Origin of the sequence: Escherichia sp. WS33 (assembly GCF_046486385.1) — a bacterium.
Classification (GTDB): Bacteria; Pseudomonadota; Gammaproteobacteria; order Enterobacterales; family Enterobacteriaceae; genus ECMA0423.
This window is the reverse complement of the sequence record NZ_JBJQLJ010000013.1, coordinates 73,760-94,334: the sequence shown is the minus strand read 5'-3', so window position 1 is coordinate 94,334 and position 20,575 is coordinate 73,760. Positions and strand designations below refer to the sequence as shown.

Sequence of the window (20,575 nt, the reverse complement as noted above, 5' to 3'; positions counted from 1 at the left end):
CTAACAGTGTGATACATTGCTGTGTCGGTTAAGCCATTACGCTATCCGACACAGTGTTAAATCCTCGCTTTTTTCCTTCCCCGAACTGAAATAAATTAGCGACACAGCTTGTGGCTGGTTTATCATCAATATAAATGTATTTTTTCCCGATTTCCCTTTTGAGGTTGATGTGCAGTTAACGAGTTTCACTGATTACGGATTACGTGCGCTGATCTACATGGCGTCATTGCCAGAAGGGCGGATGACCAGTATTTCTGAAGTGACTGACGTCTACGGCGTCTCCCGTAATCATATGGTCAAAATAATCAATCAACTTAGTCGTGCCGGCTACGTGACTGCTGTTCGTGGAAAAAATGGCGGCATTCGCCTGGGTAAACCGGCGAGTGCGATACGTATTGGTGATGTGGTGCGCGAGCTGGAGCCCTTATCGCTGGTGAATTGCAGCAGTGAGTTTTGCCACATTACACCTGCCTGTCGGTTGAAACAGGCGCTTTCTAAGGCCGTGCAAAGTTTTCTTACGGAACTGGATAACTACACGCTTGCCGATTTGGTTGAAGAGAATCAACCGCTTTATAAATTATTGCTGGTGGAGTGACGAAAATCTTCATCAGAGATGACAACGGAGGAACCGAGATGTCACAAGATCCTTTCCAGGAACGCGAAGCTGAAAAATACGCGAATCCCATCCCTAGTCGGGAATTTATCCTCGAACATTTAACCAAACGTGAAAAACCGGCCAGCCGTGATGAGCTGGCGGTAGAACTGCACATTGAAGGCGAAGAGCAGCTTGAAGGCCTGCGTCGCCGCCTGCGCGCGATGGAGCGCGATGGTCAACTGGTCTTCACTCGTCGTCAGTGCTATGCGCTGCCGGAACGCCTCGACCTGGTGAAAGGTACCGTTATTGGCCACCGTGATGGCTACGGCTTTCTGCGGGTTGAAGGGCGTAAAGATGATTTGTATCTCTCCAGCGAGCAGATGAAAACCTGCATTCATGGCGATCAGGTGCTGGCGCAGCCGCTGGGCGCTGACCGTAAAGGTCGTCGTGAAGCGCGTATTGTCCGTGTACTGGTGCCAAAAACCAGCCAGATTGTTGGTCGCTACTTTACCGAAGCGGGCGTCGGCTTTGTGGTTCCTGACGACAGCCGTCTGAGCTTCGATATCTTAATCCCGCCCGATCAGATCATGGACGCGCGGATGGGCTTTGTGGTGGTTGTTGAACTGACCCAACGCCCGACTCGCCGTACCAAAGCGGTGGGTAAAATCGTCGAAGTCCTTGGCGATAATATGGGCACCGGCATGGCGGTTGATATCGCTCTGCGTACCCATGAAATTCCGTACATCTGGCCGCAGGCTGTTGAGCAACAGGTTGCCGGGCTGAAAGAAGAAGTGCCGGAAGAAGCAAAAGCGGGCCGTGTCGATTTGCGCGATTTACCGCTGGTCACCATTGATGGCGAAGACGCCCGTGACTTTGACGATGCAGTTTACTGCGAGAAAAAACGCGGCGGCGGCTGGCGTTTATGGGTCGCGATTGCCGACGTCAGCTACTATGTGCGTCCGCCAACGCCGCTGGACAGAGAAGCGCGTAATCGTGGTACGTCGGTGTACTTCCCTTCGCAGGTTATCCCGATGCTGCCGGAAGTGCTCTCTAACGGCCTGTGCTCGCTCAACCCGCAGGTAGACCGCCTGTGTATGGTGTGCGAGATGACGGTTTCGTCGAAAGGCCGCCTGACGGGCTACAAATTCTACGAAGCGGTGATGAGCTCTCACGCGCGTCTGACCTACACCAAAGTCTGGCATATTCTGCAGGGCGATCAGGATCTGCGCGAGCAGTACGCCCCGCTGGTTAAGCATCTCGAAGAGTTGCATAACCTCTATAAAGTGCTGGATAAAGCCCGTGAAGAACGCGGTGGGATCTCATTTGAGAGCGAAGAAGCGAAGTTCATTTTCAACGCTGAACGCCGTATTGAACGTATCGAACAGACCCAGCGTAACGACGCGCACAAATTAATTGAAGAGTGCATGATTCTGGCGAATATCTCGGCGGCGCGTTTCGTTGAGAAAGCGAAAGAACCGGCACTGTTCCGTATTCACGACAAGCCGAGCACCGAAGCGATTACCTCTTTCCGTTCAGTGCTGGCGGAGCTGGGGCTGGAGCTGCCGGGTGGTAACAAGCCGGAACCGCGTGACTACGCGGAACTGCTGGAGTCGGTTGCCGACCGTCCTGATGCAGAAATGCTGCAAACCATGCTGCTACGCTCGATGAAACAGGCGATTTACGATCCAGAAAACCGTGGTCACTTCGGTCTGGCATTGCAGTCCTATGCGCACTTTACTTCGCCGATTCGTCGTTATCCTGACCTGACGCTGCACCGCGCCATTAAATATCTGCTGGCGAAAGAGCAGGGGCATCAGGGCAACACCACTGAAACCGGCGGCTACCATTATTCGATGGAAGAGATGTTGCAACTGGGTCAGCACTGTTCGATGGCGGAACGTCGTGCCGACGAAGCAACGCGCGATGTCGCTGACTGGCTGAAGTGTGACTTCATGCTCGACCAGGTAGGTAACGTCTTTAAAGGCGTAATTTCCAGCGTCACTGGCTTTGGCTTCTTCGTCCGTCTGGACGACTTGTTCATTGATGGTCTGGTCCATGTCTCTTCGCTGGACAATGACTACTATCGCTTTGACCAGGTAGGGCAACGCCTGATGGGGGAATCCAGCGGCCAGACTTATCGCCTGGGCGATCGCGTGGAAGTTCGCGTCGAAGCGGTTAATATGGACGAGCGCAAAATCGACTTTAGTCTGATCTCCAGTGAACGCGCACCGCGCAACGTCGGTAAAACGGCGCGCGAGAAAGCGAAAAAAGGCGATGCAGGCAAAAAAGGCGGCAAGCGTCGTCAGGTCGGTAAAAAGGTAAACTTTGAGCCAGACAGCGCCTTCCGCGGTGAGAAAAAAACGAAGCCGAAAGCGGCGAAGAAAGACGCGAGAAAAGCGAAAAAGCCATCGGCGAAAACGCAGAAAATAGCCGCAGCGACCAAAGCGAAGCGTGCGGCGAAGAAAAAAGTGGCAGAGTGATCAATACCCTCTTTAAAAGAAGAGGGTTAGATTGCTGACAAAATGCGCTTTGTTCATGCCGGATGCGGCGTGAACGCCTTATCCGGCCTACATAATCACGCAAATTCAATATATTGCAGAGATCATGTAGGCCGGATAAACGTAGTGCATCAGGCAAAACGTAAACAACGAGTACATTAATGAGCGAAATGATTTACGGCATCCACGCAGTGCAGGCCCTGCTGGAGCGCGCCCCTGAACGTTTTCAGGAAGTCTTTATTTTAAAAGGCCGTGAAGATAAACGTCTGTTACCGCTGATTCACGCCCTTGAGTCTCAGGGCGTGGTTATCCAGTTGGCAAACCGCCAATATCTCGACGAGAAAAGCGACGGTGCCGTGCATCAGGGCATTATCGCCCGCGTGAAGCCAGGACGTCAGTATCAGGAAAACGATCTGCCGGATCTGATCGCTTCGCTCGATCAACCGTTCCTGCTGATCCTCGACGGTGTAACCGATCCGCACAACCTCGGCGCGTGCCTGCGTAGCGCGGACGCTGCTGGCGTTCACGCGGTGATTGTGCCGAAAGATCGCTCCGCACAGCTCAACGCTACGGCGAAAAAAGTAGCCTGCGGCGCGGCAGAAAGCGTTCCACTGATTCGGGTGACTAACCTTGCGCGCACCATGCGTATGTTGCAGGAAGAGAATATCTGGATCGTCGGTACGGCAGGCGAGGCGGATCATACACTCTATCAGAGCAAAATGACCGGACGCCTGGCGCTGGTGATGGGCGCGGAAGGTGAAGGTATGCGTCGCCTGACCCGTGAACATTGCGATGAGTTGATCAGCATCCCAATGGCAGGAAGTGTTTCTTCCCTGAACGTTTCGGTTGCAACCGGAATTTGCTTATTTGAAGCGGTTCGTCAGCGCAGCTAGTTCGTCTGAATTATGAAAAGCCATCCAGATTTGGATGGTTTTTTTTTGTCTATAGCTGGTAAGATAATTACGTACTGCAAATATTCATTTTATTAATATTTAAACTAAATCTATATGGAATAATATATGACATGGAATCCGTTGGCGCTGGCGACGGCGCTGCAAACTGTACCTGAACAAAATATTGATGTGACAAATAGCGAGAGCGCATTAATTATTAAAATGAATGATTATGGCGATTTGCAAATCAATATTCTTTTTACTTCCCGCCAAATGATTATCGAAACCTTTATTTGTCCGGTAAGTAGTATCAGCAATCCAGATGAATTTAATACCTTCTTATTAAGAAATCAGAAGATGATGCCGTTGTCATCGGTAGGAATCTCCAGCGTGCAACAGGAAGAGTATTACATTGTTTTCGGGGCGTTATCGCTTAAATCTTCTCTTGAAGATATCCTGCTTGAGATAACCTCGCTGGTAGATAACGCATTGGATCTGGCTGAAATTACAGAAGAATATTCACACTAATTACAAGGACGGGTATTTATGGGAATTTTAAAAAGTTTATTTACGCTGGGGAAATCGTTTATCTCCCAGGCGGAAGAATCCATTGAAGAAACCCAGGGCGTGCGCATGCTGGAACAGCATATTCGTGACGCTAAAGCTGAACTCGATAAAGCCGGAAAATCTCGCGTTGATCTGCTGGCGCGGGTGAAATTAAGTCACGATAAGCTGAAAGATTTACGTGAGCGCAAAGCCAGTCTGGAAGCCCGTGCGCTGGAAGCGTTAAGCAAGAACGTTAATCCGTCGTTGATTAACGAAGTTGCTGAAGAAATCGCGCGCCTTGAGAATCTCATTACCGCTGAAGAGCAAGTGTTGTCGAATCTGGAAGTCTCCCGTGATGGCGTGGAAAAAGCAGTTACAGCGACAGCGCAGCGTATCGCTCAGTTTGAGCAGCAAATGGAAGTCGTTAAAGCCACTGAAGCCATGCAGCGTGCACAACAGGCTGTAACAACCTCTACCGTTGGCGCATCTTCCAGCGTTTCGACAGCGGCAGAATCCTTAAAACGCCTGCAAACGCGTCAGGCCGAACGTCAGGCTCGCCTGGATGCTGCTGCACAGTTGGAAAAAGTCGCAGACGGTCGCGATCTTGATGAAAAGCTGGCGGAAGCCGGAATTGGCGGTAGCAATAAAAGTAGCGCCCAGGATGTATTAGCAAGACTGCAACGCCAACAGGGCGAGTAATTTTTTTGCCAGCCTCGCTAAAAGGCTGGCAACTATTTTAAGGATAAAATATGTCTGGTTTTTTCCAGCGTCTGTTTGGCAAGGATAATAAGCCTGCTATCGCTCGCGGTCCGCTGGGACTTCATCTCAATAGTGGCTTTACGCTCGACACGTTAGCGTTTCGTTTGCTGGAAGATGAATTGCTGATTGCGCTGCCGGGTGAGGAATTTACGGTAGCCGCTGTCAGCCACATCGATCTGGGCGGCGGTAGTCAGATTTTCCGCTACTACACTTCAGGCGATGAATTTCTGCAAATCAATACCACCGGCGGCGAAGATATTGATGACATTGATGATATCAAGCTCTTTGTCTATGAAGAGAGCTACGGTATCAGTAAAGAGAGTCACTGGCGCGAGGCGATCAACGCCAAAGTGATGGGGGCAATGATCTTAAACTGGCAGGAAAAACGCTGGCAGCGATTTTTTAACAGCGAAGAACCGGGAAATATCGAACCCGTCTACATGCTGGAAAAAGTAGAAAATCAAAACCATGCCAAATGGGAGGTCCATAATTTTACCATGGGCTACCAACGCCAAGTAACCGAAGATACTTACGAATATTTGCTGTTAAATGGTGAGGAATCTTTTAACGATCTCGGCGAGCCAGAGTGGTTATTTTCGCGCGCGTTGGGTGTCGATATCCCGCTGACATCACTTCATATTATTGGTTAATTACAAGGACGTTTACAATGCATATACTGGATTCACTTCTTGCCTTTAGCGCCTATTTTTTTATTGGCGTGGCTATGGTGATTATTTTTCTTTTTATCTATTCTAAAATTACACCGCACAACGAATGGCAGTTAATCAAAAACAATAATACCGCGGCTTCACTGGCGTTCAGTGGTACATTGTTAGGTTACGTTATCCCATTATCCAGTGCGGCAATCAATGCGGTGAGTATTCCAGACTATTTCGCCTGGGGCGGGATTGCACTGGTGATTCAGTTACTCGTTTTTGCTGGTGTCAGACTTTATATGCCCGCATTAAGCGAAAAAATTATTAATCACAATACCGCAGCAGGAATGTTTATGGGAACCGCCGCGCTGGCTGGCGGTATTTTTAACGCAGCTTGTATGACATGGTAATGGACGATCATGGCCAGAAAACGCAAATCAAGAAATAACAGTAAAATTGGTCACGGAGCGATCAGTCGCATTGGAAGACCGCATAATCCTTTTGAGCCGCGCCGCAATCGCTACGCACAAAAATACTTAACGTTGGTGCTAATGGGCGGTGCCGTTTTTTTAATAGTCAAAGGATGGAGTGAAAGTAGCGATGTCGATAACGACGGCGACGGAACGTTTTACTCGACAGTGCAGGATTGTATTGATGACGGTAATAATGCCGACATTTGCGCGCGTGGCTGGAATAACGCCAAAGCGGCGTTTTATGCCGATGTTCCGAAGAATATGACTCAGCAGAACTGTCAGTCTAAGTATGAAAATTGTTACTACGACAACGTTGAACAGAGTTGGATCCCGGTAATATCTGGATTTTTGTTAAGCCGGGTTATTCGTAAAGATCGCGATGAGCAGTTTGTTTATAACAGCGGCGGATCCTCATTTGCTTCCCGCCCCGTCTGGCGCAACACTTCCGGTGATTACTCCTGGCGCTCCGGTTCTGGCAAAAAAGAGTCTTACTCTTCAGGCGGCTTTACCACCAAAAAAGCGTCAACCGTTTCGCGCGGCGGCTATGGTCGTTCTTCCAGCGCCCGTGGGCATTGGGGAGGCTAATCATGCTGAGACACAACGTTCCTGTGCGACGGGATCTGGACCAGATCGCCGCTAACAACGGTTTCGACTTTCATATCATCGACAATGAAATCTATTGGGATGAGAGTCGGGCTTACCGTTTTACTCTGCGCCAGATTGAAGAGCAGATCGAAAAACCGACTGCGGAACTGCATCAGATGTGCCTTGAGGTGGTGGATCGCGCGGTTAAAGACGAAGAGATCCTGACGCAACTGGCGATCCCGCCGTTGTACTGGGATGTGATCGCCGAAAGCTGGCGCGCACGCGATCCTTCGCTGTATGGCCGGATGGATTTTGCCTGGTGTGGCAATGCGCCGGTGAAGCTGCTGGAGTACAACGCCGATACGCCGACCTCGTTGTATGAGTCGGCTTATTTCCAGTGGTTGTGGCTGGAGGATGCCCGGCGCAGCGGCATTATTCCGCGTGATGCCGATCAGTACAATGCCATTCAGGAACGCCTGATGTCGCGCTTTAGTGAGCTTTACAGTCGGGAACCGTTTTATTTTTGCTGCTGTCAGGACACCGATGAAGACAGGACTACCGTGCTGTACTTGCAGGACTGCGCCCAGCAGGCAGGGCAGGAGTCGCGGTTTATCTACATTGAAGATCTCGGTTTGGGCGTCGGCGGCGTACTGACCGATCTTGATGATAATGTCATCCAGCGTGCATTTAAGCTGTATCCGCTGGAGTGGATGATGCGTGACGATAACGGTCCGCTGCTGCGCAAGCGTCGCGAGCAATGGGTGGAGCCGTTATGGAAAAGTATCTTGAGTAATAAAGGGCTAATGCCGCTGCTTTGGCGCTTCTTCCCTGGTCATCCTAACCTTCTTGCATCCTGGTTTGAAGGTGAAAAACCGCAGATTGCCGCTGGCGAAAGCTATGTGCGTAAACCGATCTACTCGCGCGAAGGCGGCAACGTCACCATTTTCGACGGTCAGAATAACGTCGTTGACCACGCTGATGGTGATTACGCCGATGAACCGATGATCTACCAGGCGTTTCAACCTCTGCCGCGATTTGGCGATAGCTACACACTCATCGGTAGCTGGATTGTCGATGATGAAGCGTGCGGAATGGGGATCCGTGAAGATAACACGCTGATCACCAAAGACACCTCTCGTTTCGTTCCGCATTACATTGCTGGCTAAGAATGTTTTAGCAATCTCTTTCTGTCAGGAATCCATGGCAGTGACCATACTAAAGGTGACTGCCATTGATGGAGGGAGACACAGTGCACTGGCAAACTCACACCGTTTTTAATCAACCTATACCATTAAATAACAGCAACTTATACCTGTCTGATGGCGCGCTCTGCGAAGCGGTAACGCGTGAAGGTGCTGGCTGGGATAGCGATTTTCTAGCCAGTATTGGTCAGCAGTTAGGAACGGCTGAATCCCTTGAACTGGGGCGGCTGGCGAATGTGAATCCGCCTGAATTATTGCGCTACGATGCGCAAGGACGCCGTCTGGACGATGTGCGTTTTCACCCCGCCTGGCACCTGCTGATGCAGGCGCTATGTACCAATCGGGTGCACAATCTTGCCTGGGAAGAAGACGCTCGCTCCGGCGCATTTGTGGCGCGCGCGGCGCGTTTTATGTTACATGCGCAGGTTGAGGCGGGGTCGTTATGTCCGATAACCATGACCTTTGCCGCCACGCCATTGTTGTTACAGATGTTACCCACGCCGTTTCAGGACTGGACCACGCCGCTGCTGAGCGATCGCTACGATTCTCACTTATTGCCAGGTGGGCAAAAACGCGGTTTGTTGATTGGCATGGGAATGACGGAAAAGCAGGGCGGTTCCGATGTCATGAGCAACACCACCCGCGCAGAGCGCCTGGAAGATGGCTCTTATCGGCTGGTGGGGCATAAATGGTTTTTCTCGGTGCCGCAAAGCGATGCGCATCTGGTGCTGGCGCAGACTACGGGCGGTTTGTCCTGCTTTTTTGTGCCGCGCTTTTTGCCTGACGGGCAACGCAACGCGATTCGCCTCGAGCGGCTGAAAGATAAGCTGGGTAATCGCTCTAACGCCAGCTGCGAAGTGGAGTTTCAGGATGCCATTGGCTGGTTGTTGGGGCAGGAAGGGGAAGGAATTCGTCTGATCCTGAAAATGGGTGGGATGACGCGTTTTGATTGCGCCCTGGGTAGCCATGCCATGATGCGCCGTGCGTTCTCGCTGGCGATTTATCATGCACATCAACGCCATGTTTTTGGTAATCCATTGATCCAACAGCCCCTTATGCGTCATGTCTTAAGTCGCATGGCACTTCAGCTTGAAGGGCAAACGGCGTTGCTGTTTCGTCTTGCGCGAGCGTGGGACCGGCGTGCCGATGCCAAAGAAGCTCTGTGGGCGCGTTTATTTACACCTGCGGCAAAATTTGTGATCTGCAAAAGAGGTATGCCGTTTGTGGCCGAAGCGATGGAGGTGCTGGGCGGCATTGGTTATTGCGAGGAGAGCGAGCTGCCGCGGCTTTACCGGGAGATGCCGGTAAACAGTATTTGGGAAGGTTCCGGCAATATTATGTGCCTGGATGTGCTGCGCGTTCTCAATAAACAAGCGGGCGTATACGACTTATTGTCGGAAGCATTTGTGGAAGTGAAAGGGCAGGATCGCTATTTTGATCGCGCGGTTCGTCGTTTACAGCAGCAGCTGCGTAAGCCAGCTGAAGAACTGGGGCGAGAGATTACTCATCAGCTATTCCTGCTGGGCTGCGGTGCGCAAATGTTGAAATATGCCTCTCCGCCAATGGCGCAGGCGTGGTGTCAGGTGATGTTAGATACGCGCGGCGGCGTACGGTTGTCAGAGCAGATCCAGAATGATTTATTGCTGCGGGCGACGGGGGGAGTGTGTGTGTAAGCGTATACGACTGATGCGACGCTGGTTTCGATTAACTCAATGAAATATGTGAAAATTGTAGGCCGGACAAGGCGCTCGCGCCGCATCCGGCATTGTTCATTTGCTGTAGATGACACTCATGCATACAGGATCGCCTGTACGCGCCAGTTATCAGGCTGCTGGTCTTCGTACATGGTAATAATGCGGTACCATGACGCACCTTGTTCATCGGCCTTTAACGCCACGATACGTTCCACGTCCTGCGGATCCCCTGAAATATTGCTAACTGAGATCTGACCTATTTCATTCAGGCCCGTCACGCAGTCAGCACTGGCGAATTCTGCAGACTGTGCCGTGGCGCTCGCAGGATAAGTCACTAATTGCAGCGAGGGTGAGGCAAGTAATTGTTTCATCGTCAGCTCCATTTTTCGTTTCCCCACATGTTGCAGGGCATTCCATCGCGGTAATAAACGCCCAGGCTTCCAGCCGGTAATTTATTGTGCACAGGTAAACGCATAGGGACGCAAAGCAATGTAAAGCTGACTATGTAAGTTGTCTGATTTATTTACGGTACAAAATGGCTTGTGAATACCACTGTCCTGTCACGATGGTTTCGTCCACCATGACGACAACGTAATAATCAGCTTTTGCAGCGACAGCTTTCGCTCTGATTTCTGCTAAAGCGTCATCCGGAGAACCCCGAACCATCGTGCTTACGCTACCTATTCGCTGTAACCCTTGCGTCTGGTCGCGGCGAATCTCTTGCGGATGGTTCGTTACTGGCGGTGCTGGCTGTGGCGTACCTTGCAGTGCGCTACAGGCACTTAACATCAACACCAATAATAAACTGGCAAACCGGTAAATAACGCTATTACGTTTCCTGCTAACCATAGTGTAGTGCCTTATTAATTTAACTTTGGGGGAATGTTCCCGAATTGTTACCTGGTACGCGATTTTCGAATGAAAACGTGACGAAAGCGTAACCCACATCTCAACATTATGAACTAATACCGCCAGCAGAAACTTGTGCTAAGGATTTCTTCATGTCATACCAGACAAAAAGGAGAGACAGATGATTGAAATAGAATCACGCGAGCTGGCAGATATTCCCGTTCTTCATGCTTATCCTGTCGGGCAAAAAGATACCCCGTTACCGTGCGTAATTTTTTATCACGGCTTTACTTCATCCAGCCTGGTGTATAGCTATTTTGCCGTTGCGCTGGCGCAGGCTGGTTTGCGGGTGATCATGCCGGATGCGCCCGATCACGGTAGCCGTTTTAGTAGCGACGAAGCGCGGCGGTTAAATCAATTCTGGCAAATCTTGCTACAAAGTATGCAGGAATTCACTACTTTACGTGCGGCAATAGCCGAAGAAAACTGGCTGCTTGATGACCGTCTGGCAGTCGGTGGCGCGTCGATGGGCGCGATGACGGCACTGGGAATTACCGCTCGCCACCCCACGGTGAAATGTACCGCCAGCATGATGGGATCGGGCTATTTTACATCGCTCGCCCGTTCACTGTTTCCACCGCTGATACCTGAAACGGCAGCACAGCAGAATGAATTCAATAACATTATCGCGCCGCTGGCAGAGTGGGAAGCGACAAACCACCTGGAACAACTTGGGGACAGACCTCTACTGCTGTGGCATGGCCTCGACGATGACGTTGTGCCTGCCGACGAATCACTACGTTTGCAGCAGGCCTTAAGCGAGACGGGACGGGATAAACTGCTAACCTGTTCATGGCAGCCAGGCGTGCGTCACCGCATTACGCCTGAGGCGTTAGATGCTGCCGTGACATTTTTCCGCCAGCATCTTTAAACACGCAGAATGCTGACCCCTTGCGCTTCCAGTTGTTGCAGGATTTCCGGGTTAGCATTTTTGCCGGTGATCAGCATATCGATTTGATCGGCACGGCTAAAAAGCATTCCCGCGCGTTCGCCAATCTTACTGCTATCAACCAGTACCACCAGTTTCCCTACCACGCTCAGCATCTTCTGCTCTGCCATTGCTGTCAGCATATCGGTTTTATACAACCCTTCTGCGGTCAGCCCTTTTCCGCTGGTAAACATCCAGTGCCCGGCATAGAGACTGTTTTCGCTGCCCTGCGGGCTTAAAGTGATGGACTGACTTTTGTTGTACTGTCCACCCATAATGATCACGCTGTCATGTTCTTGATCGATCAGGTAATTTGCCAGCGGTAGATAATTAGTGATGATTTGCACTGGCTTGCCACACATTTCCCGCCCAAGCAGAAACGCGGTGGAGCCGCAGTTGATGACTACGCTTTCGCCCGGATTAACCAGCTGCGAGGCTGCTTTAGCGATACGTACTTTTTCATCGTGATTCTGCGCCTGATGCAGATTCATCGGCGTCCAGCGCGGGCGCTGCTGGGTAATAGCTTCTGCGCCATTGCGCACCTTTTTCAGTTTGCCGCTTTCGTCAAGTTTATTGATATCGCGTCGCGCAGTGGCAGGCGAAATTCCCAGACGCTCAACGACTTTCTCAACGGTCACAAAGCCCAATTGTGCGAGCATTTCCAGGAGGATTTGATGTCTTTGTGCTTCAGTCATGAGCTATTCCGATAAAATTTGATTTTTTTAGATGATATTTGAAATAGCCAGGAAATACTACGCCGGATAGCGCGAACTTCTCCACGCTATCCGGTATAAACGACAGATTACAGGAATGACTTGAACGGCAGATCCGGTTCAATAGTGAAGCAATCATCGAAACCGCGCGGATAGTGGTACTCGAAGTTGTCTTTATCCAGCGGCCAGGTAAATTTGCCGCCAACCTGCCAGATAAACGGCTTGAAGCCATACTTCAGACGATCTTTTTTCATCTCCCACAGCACGCGGATCTCTTGCGGATCGGCCTGGAAGTTTGACCAGATGTCGTGGTGGAACGGGATAACCACTTTCGCATTCAGGGCTTCACCCATACGCAGCATATCGGCGCTGGTCATTTTGTCGGTAATACCGCGCGGGTTCTCACCATACGATCCTAACGCCACATCGATCTGATGTTCGTTACCGTGCTTCGCATAATAGTTAGAGTAGTGGGAGTCGCCGCTGTGATACAGGGAGCCGCCAGGCGTTTTGAACAGATAGTTCACCGCGCGATCGTCCATGCCGTCCGGCAGTACGCCAGCCGCTTTTTGATCGGCAGGCAGGGTGATCAGTGCAGTACGGTCGAAAGCGTCAAGCGCATGAATTTCAATGTCTTTCACTTTTACAACATCGCCCGGTTTGACCACGATGCAACGCTCTTTCGGTACGCCCCAGCCAATCCACAAATCAACGCAGGTTTTCGGTCCAATGAATGGTACGTCATCAGCACAGTTCTGCATCACGGCAGCAGCGACGTTAACGTCGATATGATCGTTGTGATCGTGAGTCGCCAGTACCGCGTCGATCTGGCGAATCGCAAACGGATCAAGAACAAACGGGGTGGTGCGTAGGTTTGGCTGCAGTTTTTTCACGCCAGCCATGCGCTGCATCTGGTGACCCTGTTTCATTAACGGGTTACCGTGACTTTGTTTGCCAGTGCCGCACCAGAAATCAACGCAAACGTTGGTGCCACCTTCTGATTTCAACCAGATCCCGGTGCAGCCTAGCCACCACATCGCAAATGTGCCAGGGGCGACCTGCTCTTGTTCAATTTCTTCATTCAGCCAGCTACCCCACTCCGGGAAAGTGCTCAGGATCCAGGATTCTCGGGTGATACTTTTCACTTTACTCATCGCCATTTACCTTCATGATAGTTCAATTCGAATCAATATGTGATTGGTTTTGATTAATCCTGACACTATTTTTTCAGGAAGGCAATGACCATTTTTTGACTTTTTGCCAGGGAAGTGGTTGTTGATTTTGAGTGTGGAAAGATTTAATGGAATGTGTAATTCAATTAACTAAATGAATTTAAATGAATAGTTGTTTCGTTGTGTGAATCCCATTCTATCCATGTGGAATTATTTGCGGGTCGCGTCACATTTAATCATAAATAATCTTGTTGTGATTACTTTTGAAAATTAGAGTGAGTGCACAACATTCCGGGTGTGTGGAATACCCGGTTACCTCTTCTTCAGGAGATCGTTATGGAGATCCTCTACAACATCTTTACCGTGTTTTTTAACCAGGTCATGACCAATGCCCCGTTGTTGCTGGGTATTGTGACCTGTCTGGGCTACATCCTACTGCGCAAAAGTGTCAGCGTTATTATTAAAGGCACGATTAAAACCATAATTGGTTTCATGTTGTTGCAGGCAGGGTCCGGCATCCTCACCAGCACCTTCAAACCGGTGGTGGCGAAAATGTCCGAAGTCTACGGCATTAACGGCGCAATTTCCGATACTTACGCGTCGATGATGGCAACCATCGACCGCATGGGCGATGCCTATAGCTGGGTAGGTTACGCGGTGTTGTTAGCGCTGGCGTTGAACATCTGTTACGTGCTGCTGCGTCGCATTACCGGTATTCGTACCATCATGCTGACTGGTCATATCATGTTCCAGCAGGCGGGGCTGATTGCCGTTACGTTGTTTATTTTCGGCTACTCCATGTGGACGACCATTATCTGCACGGCGATTCTGGTTTCGCTCTACTGGGGCATTACCTCCAACATAATGTACAAGCCGACTCAGGAAGTGACGGACGGCTGCGGTTTCTCCATCGGTCACCAGCAACAGTTTGCATCATGGATTGCCTATAAAGTTGCGCCGTTCCTCGGCAAAAAAGAGGAAAGCGTTGAAGACCTCAAACTGCCAGGCTGGCTGAATATTTTCCACGACAACATCGTCTCCACGGCGATTGTGATGACAATCTTCTTTGGTGCCATTCTGCTCTCCTTCGGTATCGACACCGTGCAGGCGATGGCAGGCAAAGTGAACTGGACGGTGTACATCCTGCAAACTGGTTTCTCCTTCGCGGTGGCGATCTTCATCATCACTCAGGGCGTGCGCATGTTTGTGGCGGAACTCTCTGAAGCATTTAACGGTATCTCCCAGCGCCTGATCCCTGGTGCGGTTCTGGCGATTGACTGTGCGGCTATCTATAGCTTCGCGCCGAACGCCGTGGTTTGGGGCTTTATGTGGGGCACCATCGGTCAGCTGATTGCGGTTGGCATCCTGGTCGCCTGCGGTTCCTCGATCCTGATTATTCCAGGCTTTATCCCGATGTTCTTCTCCAACGCCACCATCGGCGTGTTCGCTAACCACTTCGGTGGCTGGCGTGCGGCGCTGAAGATTTGTCTGGTGATGGGGATGATCGAAATCTTTGGTTGCGTCTGGGCGGTGAAACTTACCGGTATGAGTGCCTGGATGGGTATGGCGGACTGGTCGATTCTGGCACCGCCGATGATGCAGGGCTTCTTCTCCATCGGTATCGCCTTTATGGCCGTCATCATTGTAATTGCACTGGCTTATATGTTCTTCGCTGGCCGCGCACTGCGCGCAGAAGAAGATGCAGAAAAACAACTGGCAGAACAGTCTGCTTAATAAGGAGTTTTGATTATGACCGTACGTATTCTGGCTGTGTGTGGCAACGGACAAGGCAGTTCCATGATCATGAAGATGAAAGTGGACCAGTTTTTAACCCAATCAAACATTGACCACACGGTAAACAGCTGCGCGGTTGGCGAATACAAAAGCGAGTTGAGCGGCGCGGATATCATCATCGCTTCTACGCACATTGCGGGCGAAATCACCGTGACCGGCAACAAATACGTGGTTGGTGTGCGCAACATGCTCTCTCCTGCCGACTTTGGCCCGAAACTGCTGGAAGTGATCAAAGAACATTTCCCGCAGGATGTGAAGTAAGGACGCGCCATGAAATTACGTGATTCGCTGGCTGAAAATAAATCCATCCGCCTGCAGGCCGAAGCAAATACCTGGCAGGAAGCGGTGAAAATCGGCGTTGACCTGCTGGTAGCGGCAGATGTGGTAGAGCCGCGTTACTACCAGGCGATTCTGGATGGCGTTGAACAGTTTGGTCCTTATTTCGTTATCGCTCCGGGGCTGGCAATGCCGCACGGGCGTCCGGAAGAGGGCGTTAAGAAAACCGGTTTCTCTCTGGTAACGCTGAAAAAGCCGCTGGAATTTAACCACGACGACAACGATCCGGTGGATATCCTCATCACCATGGCGGCGGTTGATGCCAACACTCACCAGGAAGTGGGCATCATGCAGATCGTCAACCTGTTTGAAGATGAAGAGAATTTCGACCGTTTACGCGCCTGCCGTACCGAGCAGGAAGTACTGGATCTCATTGACCGCACCAACGCGGCAGCTTAAGAAGGAATTGAACATGTCATTACCGATGTTGCAAGTCGTGCTGGACAACCAGACAATGGATAGCGCCTACGAAACCACTCGCCTGATTGCCGAAGAAGTCGACATTATCGAAGTGGGTACCATTCTGTGCGTGGGCGAAGGCGTGCGTGCGGTTCGCGATCTGAAAGCGCTCTACCCGCACAAAATCGTACTGGCTGACGCCAAAATTGCCGATGCAGGCAAAATCCTTTCGCGTATGTGCTTCGAAGCCAACGCTGACTGGGTGACCGTGATTTGTTGTGCGGATATCAACACCGCCAAAGGTGCGCTGGACGTGGCAAAAGAGTTTAACGGCGACGTGCAGATCGAACTGACCGGTTACTGGACCTGGGAACAGGCGCAACAGTGGCGCGATGCAGGTATTCAGCAGGTGGTTTATCACCGCAGCCGTGACGCGCAGGCCGCTGGCGTGGCATGGGGTGAAGCCGATATCACTGCGATCAAACGTCTTTCCGATATGGGCTTCAAAGTCACCGTCACCGGTGGCCTGGCGCTGGAAGATCTGCCGCTGTTCAAAGGCATTCCAATTCATGTGTTTATCGCCGGTCGCAGCATCCGTGATGCCGCTTCTCCGGTTGAAGCCGCGCGTCAGTTCAAACGTTCCATCGCCGAACTGTGGGGCTAAGGAGCGGATATGTTGTCCAAACAAATCCCGCTTGGCATCTATGAAAAAGCGCTCCCCGCCGGGGAGTGCTGGCTGGAACGCCTGCGACTGGCAAAAACGTTGGGCTTCGATTTTGTCGAGATGTCGGTAGATGAAACTGACGAGCGCCTGTCGCGCCTCGACTGGAGCCGCGAGCAGCGTCTGGCGCTGGTGAATGCGATTGTTGAAACCGGCGTGCGTGTGCCGTCCATGTGCCTTTCTGCCCATCGTCGTTTTCCGTTGGGCAGCGAAGATGACGCGGTGCGGGCGCAGGGGCTGGAGATTATGCGTAAAGCCATCCAGTTCGCCCAGGACGTTGGCATTCGCGTGATCCAGCTGGCGGGCTATGACGTTTACTATCAGGAAGCCAATAACGAAACGCGTCGTCGTTTCCGTGACGGCCTGAAAGAGAGCGTTGAGATGGCAAGCCGCGCGCAGGTGACGCTGGCGATGGAGATCATGGATTATCCGTTGATGAACTCCATCAGCAAGGCGCTGGGTTACGCGCACTATCTCAACAACCCGTGGTTCCAGCTCTACCCGGATATCGGCAACCTGTCGGCGTGGGACAACGATGTGCAGATGGAGTTGCAGGCCGGAATCGGGCATATCGTCGCGGTACATGTGAAAGACACCAAACCTGGCGTCTTCAAAAACGTGCCGTTTGGCGAAGGTGTAGTGGATTTCGAACGTTGTTTCGAAACGCTCAAACAGAGTGGCTATTGCGGGCCGTACCTGATTGAGATGTGGAGCGAAACGGCGGAAGACCCGGCGGCAGAAGTGGCGAAAGCGCGTGATTGGGTGAAAGCGCGCATGGCGAAAGCGGGCATGGTGGAGGCGGCATAATGCAAAAGCTAAAACAGCAGGTATTTGAAGCCAACATGGAGCTGCCGCGCTACGGGCTGGTGACCTTTACCTGGGGCAACGTCAGCGCTATCGACCGCGAACGCGGGCTGGTGGTGATCAAGCCCAGCGGCGTTGCCTACGAAACCATGAAAGCGGCCGATATGGTGGTGGTTGATATGAGCGGCAAGGTGGTGGAAGGGGAGTATCGCCCATCTTCCGACACTGCGACGCATCTCGAACTCTACCGTCGTTACCCGTCGCTTGGCGGCATTGTCCATACCCACTCCACTCATGCCACCGCATGGGCGCAGGCGGGGCTGGCAATTCCGGCGCTAGGCACCACGCACGCCGACTACTTCTTTGGCGATATCCCGTGCACGCGCGGATTAAGCGAAGAAGAGGTGCAGGGCGAGTATGAACTGAACACCGGCGAAGTGATTATCGAAACGCTGGGTGACGCCGAGCCGCTGCATACGCCGGGGATTGTGGTGTATCAGCACGGGCCGTTCGCCTGGGGGAAAGATGCTCACGATGCGGTGCATAACGCGGTAGTGATGGAAGAAGTGGCGAAAATGGCGTGGATTGCGCGCAGTATTAACCCACAACTGAATCACATCGACAGCTTCCTCATGAATAAACACTTCATGCGTAAGCACGGTCCTAACGCTTATTACGGGCAGAAGTAAAACACGCGCTGCGGAAATTTCCTTCTTCGGGAGATAACTGGTCTAATTCCGCAGCCGTTTTTCAAAAAAAGCCCCCTGCGAAGGGGGCAAAGCAAACTATGGCAATGTTTCGTTGGTTATACCTGGTGCTAGCGATAAATATCCGCGCTGGCGTGCATATTGCCGTTACTCCCCGGTTCCCGCATCAGAATTACGTGGTAGTACGTTGCGCCCTGCGCATCTGTTTCTTCATTTAATGCCTGACGTGCTTCACTTTCAGTGGCGAAATTATGATTGATATAAATCACGCCTAAGCTTTGCATATCGTCCATATTTCTGGCCTGGTGGTTATTGATTTCAATGGCTGCCCATGTATTTGCACTTAGCAAAAGCACAGCCAGAAGGGCTAAAACTCGACTGAACATAGATACCTCCTCGACGGCTGACTTTGTGTGCTCTCCTCTGTGATGATCTTCTGATTTAATTTTAATCAATGATAAAGAAGTTGATGGTGACCATTTCTGATGCAGTTGTTCAAAAAAACACCATGATGAAGTGTGATGAACTCCAAATCAGCGGTTTAGAGGTTAATTGCGAAAGGGGAGATTTATTTCGGCTCTGCCCTTGAGTTTAGCGGGGCATACAAGTACTATAACGCGTCATTTTTCAGCCGACCTTTAACACGTTCCTTGCCTCCCCGGGATTCGGCTGACCCAGACAGGAGGCTGAATAATCCGTAAGGAGCAATTCGATGCGTCATTACGAAATCGTTTTTATGGTCCATCCTGACCAGAGCGAACAGGTTCCGGGCATGATCGAGCGCTACACTGCTGCCATCACTGGTGCAGAAGGCAAGATCCACCGTCTGGAAGACTGGGGCCGCCGTCAGCTGGCTTACCCGATCAACAAACTGCACAAAGCACACTACGTTCTGATGAACGTTGAAGCTCCGCAGGAAGTGATCGATGAGCTGGAAACTACCTTCCGCTTCAACGATGCCGTTATCCGCAGCATGGTTATGCGTACCAAGCACGCTGTTACCGAAGCATCTCCGATGGTTAAAGCGAAAGACGAGCGCCGTGAGCGTCGCGATGATTTCGCAAACGAAACCGCTGATGATGCTGAAGCTGGGGATTCTGAAGAGTAATTTCTGATGACCAACCGTCTGGTGTTGTCCGGCACCGTGTGCAGGACTCCCCTTCGAAAGGTCAGTCCATCAGGAATTCCTCACTGCCAGTTCGTGCTTGAGCATCGTTCTGTGCAGGAGGAAGCCGGCTTTCACCGGCAGGCATGGTGTCAAATGCCCGTTATTGTTAGCGGACACGAAAACCAGGCCATTACTCACAGTATAACGGTCGGCAGTCGCATAACCGTTCAGGGGTTCATTTCATGCCACAAGGCAAAGAACGGACTGAGCAAAATGGTTTTGCATGCCGAGCAGATTGAATTGATAGATTCTGGAGACTAGCCATATGGCACGTTATTTCCGTCGTCGCAAGTTCTGCCGTTTCACCGCGGAAGGCGTTCAAGAGATCGACTATAAAGATATCGCTACGCTGAAAAACTACATCACCGAAAGCGGTAAGATTGTCCCAAGCCGTATCACCGGTACCCGTGCAAAATACCAGCGTCAGCTGGCTCGCGCTATCAAACGCGCTCGCTACCTGTCCCTGCTGCCGTACACTGATCGCCATCAGTAATCGGTCACGGTCCATTAATACGACTTTGAGAGGATAAGGTAATGCAAGTTATTCTGCTTGATAAAGTAGCAAACCTGGGTAGCCTGGGTGATCAGGTAAACGTTAAAGCGGGCTATGCTCGTAACTTCCTGGTACCGCAGGGTAAAGCTGTTCCAGCTACCAAGAAAAACATTGAATTCTTCGAAGCACGTCGCGCTGAACTGGAAGCTAAACTGGCTGAAGTTCTGGCAGCTGCTAATGCTCGCGCTGAGAAAATCAATGCACTGGAAACTGTTACCATCGCGTCTAAAGCTGGCGACGAAGGTAAACTGTTCGGTTCCATCGGTACTCGCGACATCGCTGACGCTGTAACTGCAGCTGGCGTTGAAGTGGCTAAGAGCGAAGTTCGTCTGCCGAACGGCGTTCTGCGTACCACTGGCGAACACGAAGTGAGCTTCCAGGTTCACAGCGAAGTATTCGCGAAAGTGATCGTAAACGTAGTAGCTGAATAATTCGTTATTCAACGAGACGTAAAAACGCCGACCATTGGT

At 51.3% G+C, this 20,575-nt stretch carries 26 protein-coding genes; 21 read left to right on the top strand and 5 right to left on the bottom strand.

The annotated features are described in order from the left end of the window. The first annotated feature begins 169 nt into the window (after positions 1-169). The 10 genes from nsrR (at position 170) to ACJHXA_RS12685 (ending at position 9,880) form a co-directional block, all read left to right on the top strand. Positions 170-595: a nitric oxide-sensing transcriptional repressor NsrR gene (gene nsrR / locus ACJHXA_RS12730; protein WP_001177639.1), complete on the top strand. Its 426-nt coding sequence runs from the start codon at positions 170-172 to the stop codon at positions 593-595. Between the two features lie 38 nt (positions 596-633). Next, complete coding sequence (gene rnr, locus ACJHXA_RS12725; RefSeq protein WP_061326750.1) at positions 634-3,075, top strand: ribonuclease R; 2,442 nt, start codon at positions 634-636, stop codon at positions 3,073-3,075. Between the two features lie 179 nt (positions 3,076-3,254). Then, positions 3,255-3,986, top strand: a complete 732-nt coding sequence (gene rlmB / locus ACJHXA_RS12720; RefSeq protein ID WP_001293282.1) for a 23S rRNA (guanosine(2251)-2'-O)-methyltransferase RlmB — start codon at positions 3,255-3,257, stop codon at positions 3,984-3,986. 126 nt (positions 3,987-4,112) lie between these two features. Next, positions 4,113-4,514 (top strand): YjfI family protein, encoded by a 402-nt coding sequence (locus ACJHXA_RS12715; protein ID WP_000220137.1) that lies wholly within the window; start codon positions 4,113-4,115, stop codon positions 4,512-4,514. 18 nt (positions 4,515-4,532) lie between these two features. Continuing rightward, complete coding sequence (locus ACJHXA_RS12710; protein ID WP_000511955.1) at positions 4,533-5,231, top strand: PspA/IM30 family protein; 699 nt, start codon at positions 4,533-4,535, stop codon at positions 5,229-5,231. A 50-nt stretch (positions 5,232-5,281) separates the two neighbouring features. Next, entirely contained in the window at positions 5,282-5,941 is a 660-nt protein-coding gene (locus ACJHXA_RS12705; protein ID WP_000012553.1) for a YjfK family protein, read from the top strand. Positions 5,942-5,958: 17 nt separating this feature from the next. After that, a complete protein-coding gene (locus ACJHXA_RS12700; protein ID WP_000547760.1) occupies positions 5,959-6,357 on the top strand; it encodes a DUF350 domain-containing protein in 399 nt (132 codons plus the stop codon). A gap of 9 nt (positions 6,358-6,366) precedes the next feature. Next, positions 6,367-7,005, top strand: a complete 639-nt coding sequence (locus ACJHXA_RS12695; protein ID WP_000101653.1) for a DUF1190 domain-containing protein — start codon at positions 6,367-6,369, stop codon at positions 7,003-7,005. A gap of 2 nt (positions 7,006-7,007) precedes the next feature. Beyond that, positions 7,008-8,171 (top strand): glutathionylspermidine synthase family protein, encoded by a 1,164-nt coding sequence (locus ACJHXA_RS12690; RefSeq protein WP_000943996.1) that lies wholly within the window; start codon positions 7,008-7,010, stop codon positions 8,169-8,171. Between the two features lie 83 nt (positions 8,172-8,254). Beyond that, positions 8,255-9,880, top strand: coding sequence for an isovaleryl-CoA dehydrogenase (locus tag ACJHXA_RS12685; RefSeq protein ID WP_001299838.1), 1,626 nt, complete (start codon positions 8,255-8,257; stop codon positions 9,878-9,880). A 116-nt stretch (positions 9,881-9,996) separates the two neighbouring features. On the opposite strand, the gene yjfN is transcribed toward ACJHXA_RS12685, so the two are convergent. Both yjfN and bsmA read right to left on the bottom strand, forming a co-directional pair. Further along, complete coding sequence (gene yjfN / locus ACJHXA_RS12680; protein WP_000811566.1) at positions 9,997-10,272, bottom strand: DUF1471 family protease activator YjfN; 276 nt, start codon at positions 10,270-10,272, stop codon at positions 9,997-9,999. Between the two features lie 148 nt (positions 10,273-10,420). Beyond that, positions 10,421-10,750: a biofilm peroxide resistance protein BsmA gene (gene bsmA / locus ACJHXA_RS12675; RefSeq protein ID WP_000254642.1), complete on the bottom strand. Its 330-nt coding sequence runs from the start codon at positions 10,748-10,750 to the stop codon at positions 10,421-10,423. Positions 10,751-10,931: 181 nt separating this feature from the next. Here bsmA and yjfP point away from each other — a divergent pair, with 181 nt between their 5' ends. Continuing rightward, on the top strand, positions 10,932-11,681 hold the full coding sequence (yjfP, locus tag ACJHXA_RS12670; protein ID WP_000569728.1) for an esterase: 750 nt from the start codon (positions 10,932-10,934) through the stop codon (positions 11,679-11,681). On the opposite strand, the gene ulaR is transcribed toward yjfP, so the two are convergent. Together ulaR and ulaG are read right to left on the bottom strand one after the other, a co-directional pair. Beyond that, positions 11,678-12,433, bottom strand: a complete 756-nt coding sequence (ulaR, locus tag ACJHXA_RS12665; RefSeq protein WP_000133631.1) for an HTH-type transcriptional regulator UlaR — start codon at positions 12,431-12,433, stop codon at positions 11,678-11,680. The genes yjfP and ulaR overlap by 4 nt on opposite strands. Positions 12,434-12,540: 107 nt before the next feature. Continuing rightward, positions 12,541-13,605: an L-ascorbate 6-phosphate lactonase gene (gene ulaG / locus ACJHXA_RS12660; RefSeq protein ID WP_001295191.1), complete on the bottom strand. Its 1,065-nt coding sequence runs from the start codon at positions 13,603-13,605 to the stop codon at positions 12,541-12,543. Positions 13,606-13,959: 354 nt separating this feature from the next. Here ulaG and ulaA point away from each other — a divergent pair, with 354 nt between their 5' ends. The 6 genes from ulaA to ulaF are packed head-to-tail and all read left to right on the top strand — an operon-like array spanning position 13,960 to position 18,366. After that, positions 13,960-15,357 carry a PTS ascorbate transporter subunit IIC gene (ulaA, locus tag ACJHXA_RS12655; protein WP_001296880.1) on the top strand — a complete coding sequence of 466 codons (1,398 nt, stop codon included), beginning with the start codon at positions 13,960-13,962 and terminating at the stop codon, positions 15,355-15,357. Positions 15,358-15,372: 15 nt separating this feature from the next. Next, complete coding sequence (ulaB, locus tag ACJHXA_RS12650; protein ID WP_000218362.1) at positions 15,373-15,678, top strand: PTS ascorbate transporter subunit IIB; 306 nt, start codon at positions 15,373-15,375, stop codon at positions 15,676-15,678. Between the two features lie 9 nt (positions 15,679-15,687). After that, complete coding sequence (gene ulaC, locus ACJHXA_RS12645) at positions 15,688-16,152, top strand: PTS ascorbate transporter subunit IIA (RefSeq protein ID WP_000776520.1); 465 nt, start codon at positions 15,688-15,690, stop codon at positions 16,150-16,152. 13 nt (positions 16,153-16,165) lie between these two features. Then, a complete protein-coding gene (gene ulaD / locus ACJHXA_RS12640) occupies positions 16,166-16,816 on the top strand; it encodes a 3-keto-L-gulonate-6-phosphate decarboxylase UlaD (protein ID WP_001502824.1) in 651 nt (216 codons plus the stop codon). A gap of 9 nt (positions 16,817-16,825) precedes the next feature. Then, on the top strand, positions 16,826-17,680 hold the full coding sequence (ulaE, locus tag ACJHXA_RS12635; protein ID WP_000949539.1) for an L-ribulose-5-phosphate 3-epimerase UlaE: 855 nt from the start codon (positions 16,826-16,828) through the stop codon (positions 17,678-17,680). Continuing rightward, on the top strand, positions 17,680-18,366 hold the full coding sequence (gene ulaF, locus ACJHXA_RS12630; RefSeq protein ID WP_001170846.1) for an L-ribulose-5-phosphate 4-epimerase UlaF: 687 nt from the start codon (positions 17,680-17,682) through the stop codon (positions 18,364-18,366). Before ulaE ends, ulaF begins: the two co-directional genes overlap by 1 nt. Positions 18,367-18,494: 128 nt before the next feature. Here the strand turns inward: ulaF and yjfY are convergent, their stop codons facing one another. Continuing rightward, positions 18,495-18,770 carry a DUF1471 family protein YjfY gene (gene yjfY, locus ACJHXA_RS12625; protein WP_000492911.1) on the bottom strand — a complete coding sequence of 92 codons (276 nt, stop codon included), beginning with the start codon at positions 18,768-18,770 and terminating at the stop codon, positions 18,495-18,497. 326 nt (positions 18,771-19,096) lie between these two features. On the opposite strand from yjfY, the gene rpsF reads away from it, so the two are divergent. The 4 genes from rpsF to rplI are packed head-to-tail and all read left to right on the top strand — an operon-like array spanning position 19,097 to position 20,536. Beyond that, positions 19,097-19,492 (top strand): 30S ribosomal protein S6, encoded by a 396-nt coding sequence (gene rpsF, locus ACJHXA_RS12620; protein ID WP_001216676.1) that lies wholly within the window; start codon positions 19,097-19,099, stop codon positions 19,490-19,492. 6 nt (positions 19,493-19,498) lie between these two features. Next, positions 19,499-19,813, top strand: coding sequence for a primosomal replication protein N (gene priB / locus ACJHXA_RS12615; protein WP_001296681.1), 315 nt, complete (start codon positions 19,499-19,501; stop codon positions 19,811-19,813). A gap of 4 nt (positions 19,814-19,817) precedes the next feature. Further along, complete coding sequence (rpsR, locus tag ACJHXA_RS12610; RefSeq protein WP_000135199.1) at positions 19,818-20,045, top strand: 30S ribosomal protein S18; 228 nt, start codon at positions 19,818-19,820, stop codon at positions 20,043-20,045. A gap of 41 nt (positions 20,046-20,086) precedes the next feature. Further along, a complete protein-coding gene (gene rplI, locus ACJHXA_RS12605; RefSeq protein ID WP_001196062.1) occupies positions 20,087-20,536 on the top strand; it encodes a 50S ribosomal protein L9 in 450 nt (149 codons plus the stop codon). Positions 20,537-20,575 lie beyond the last annotated feature (39 nt).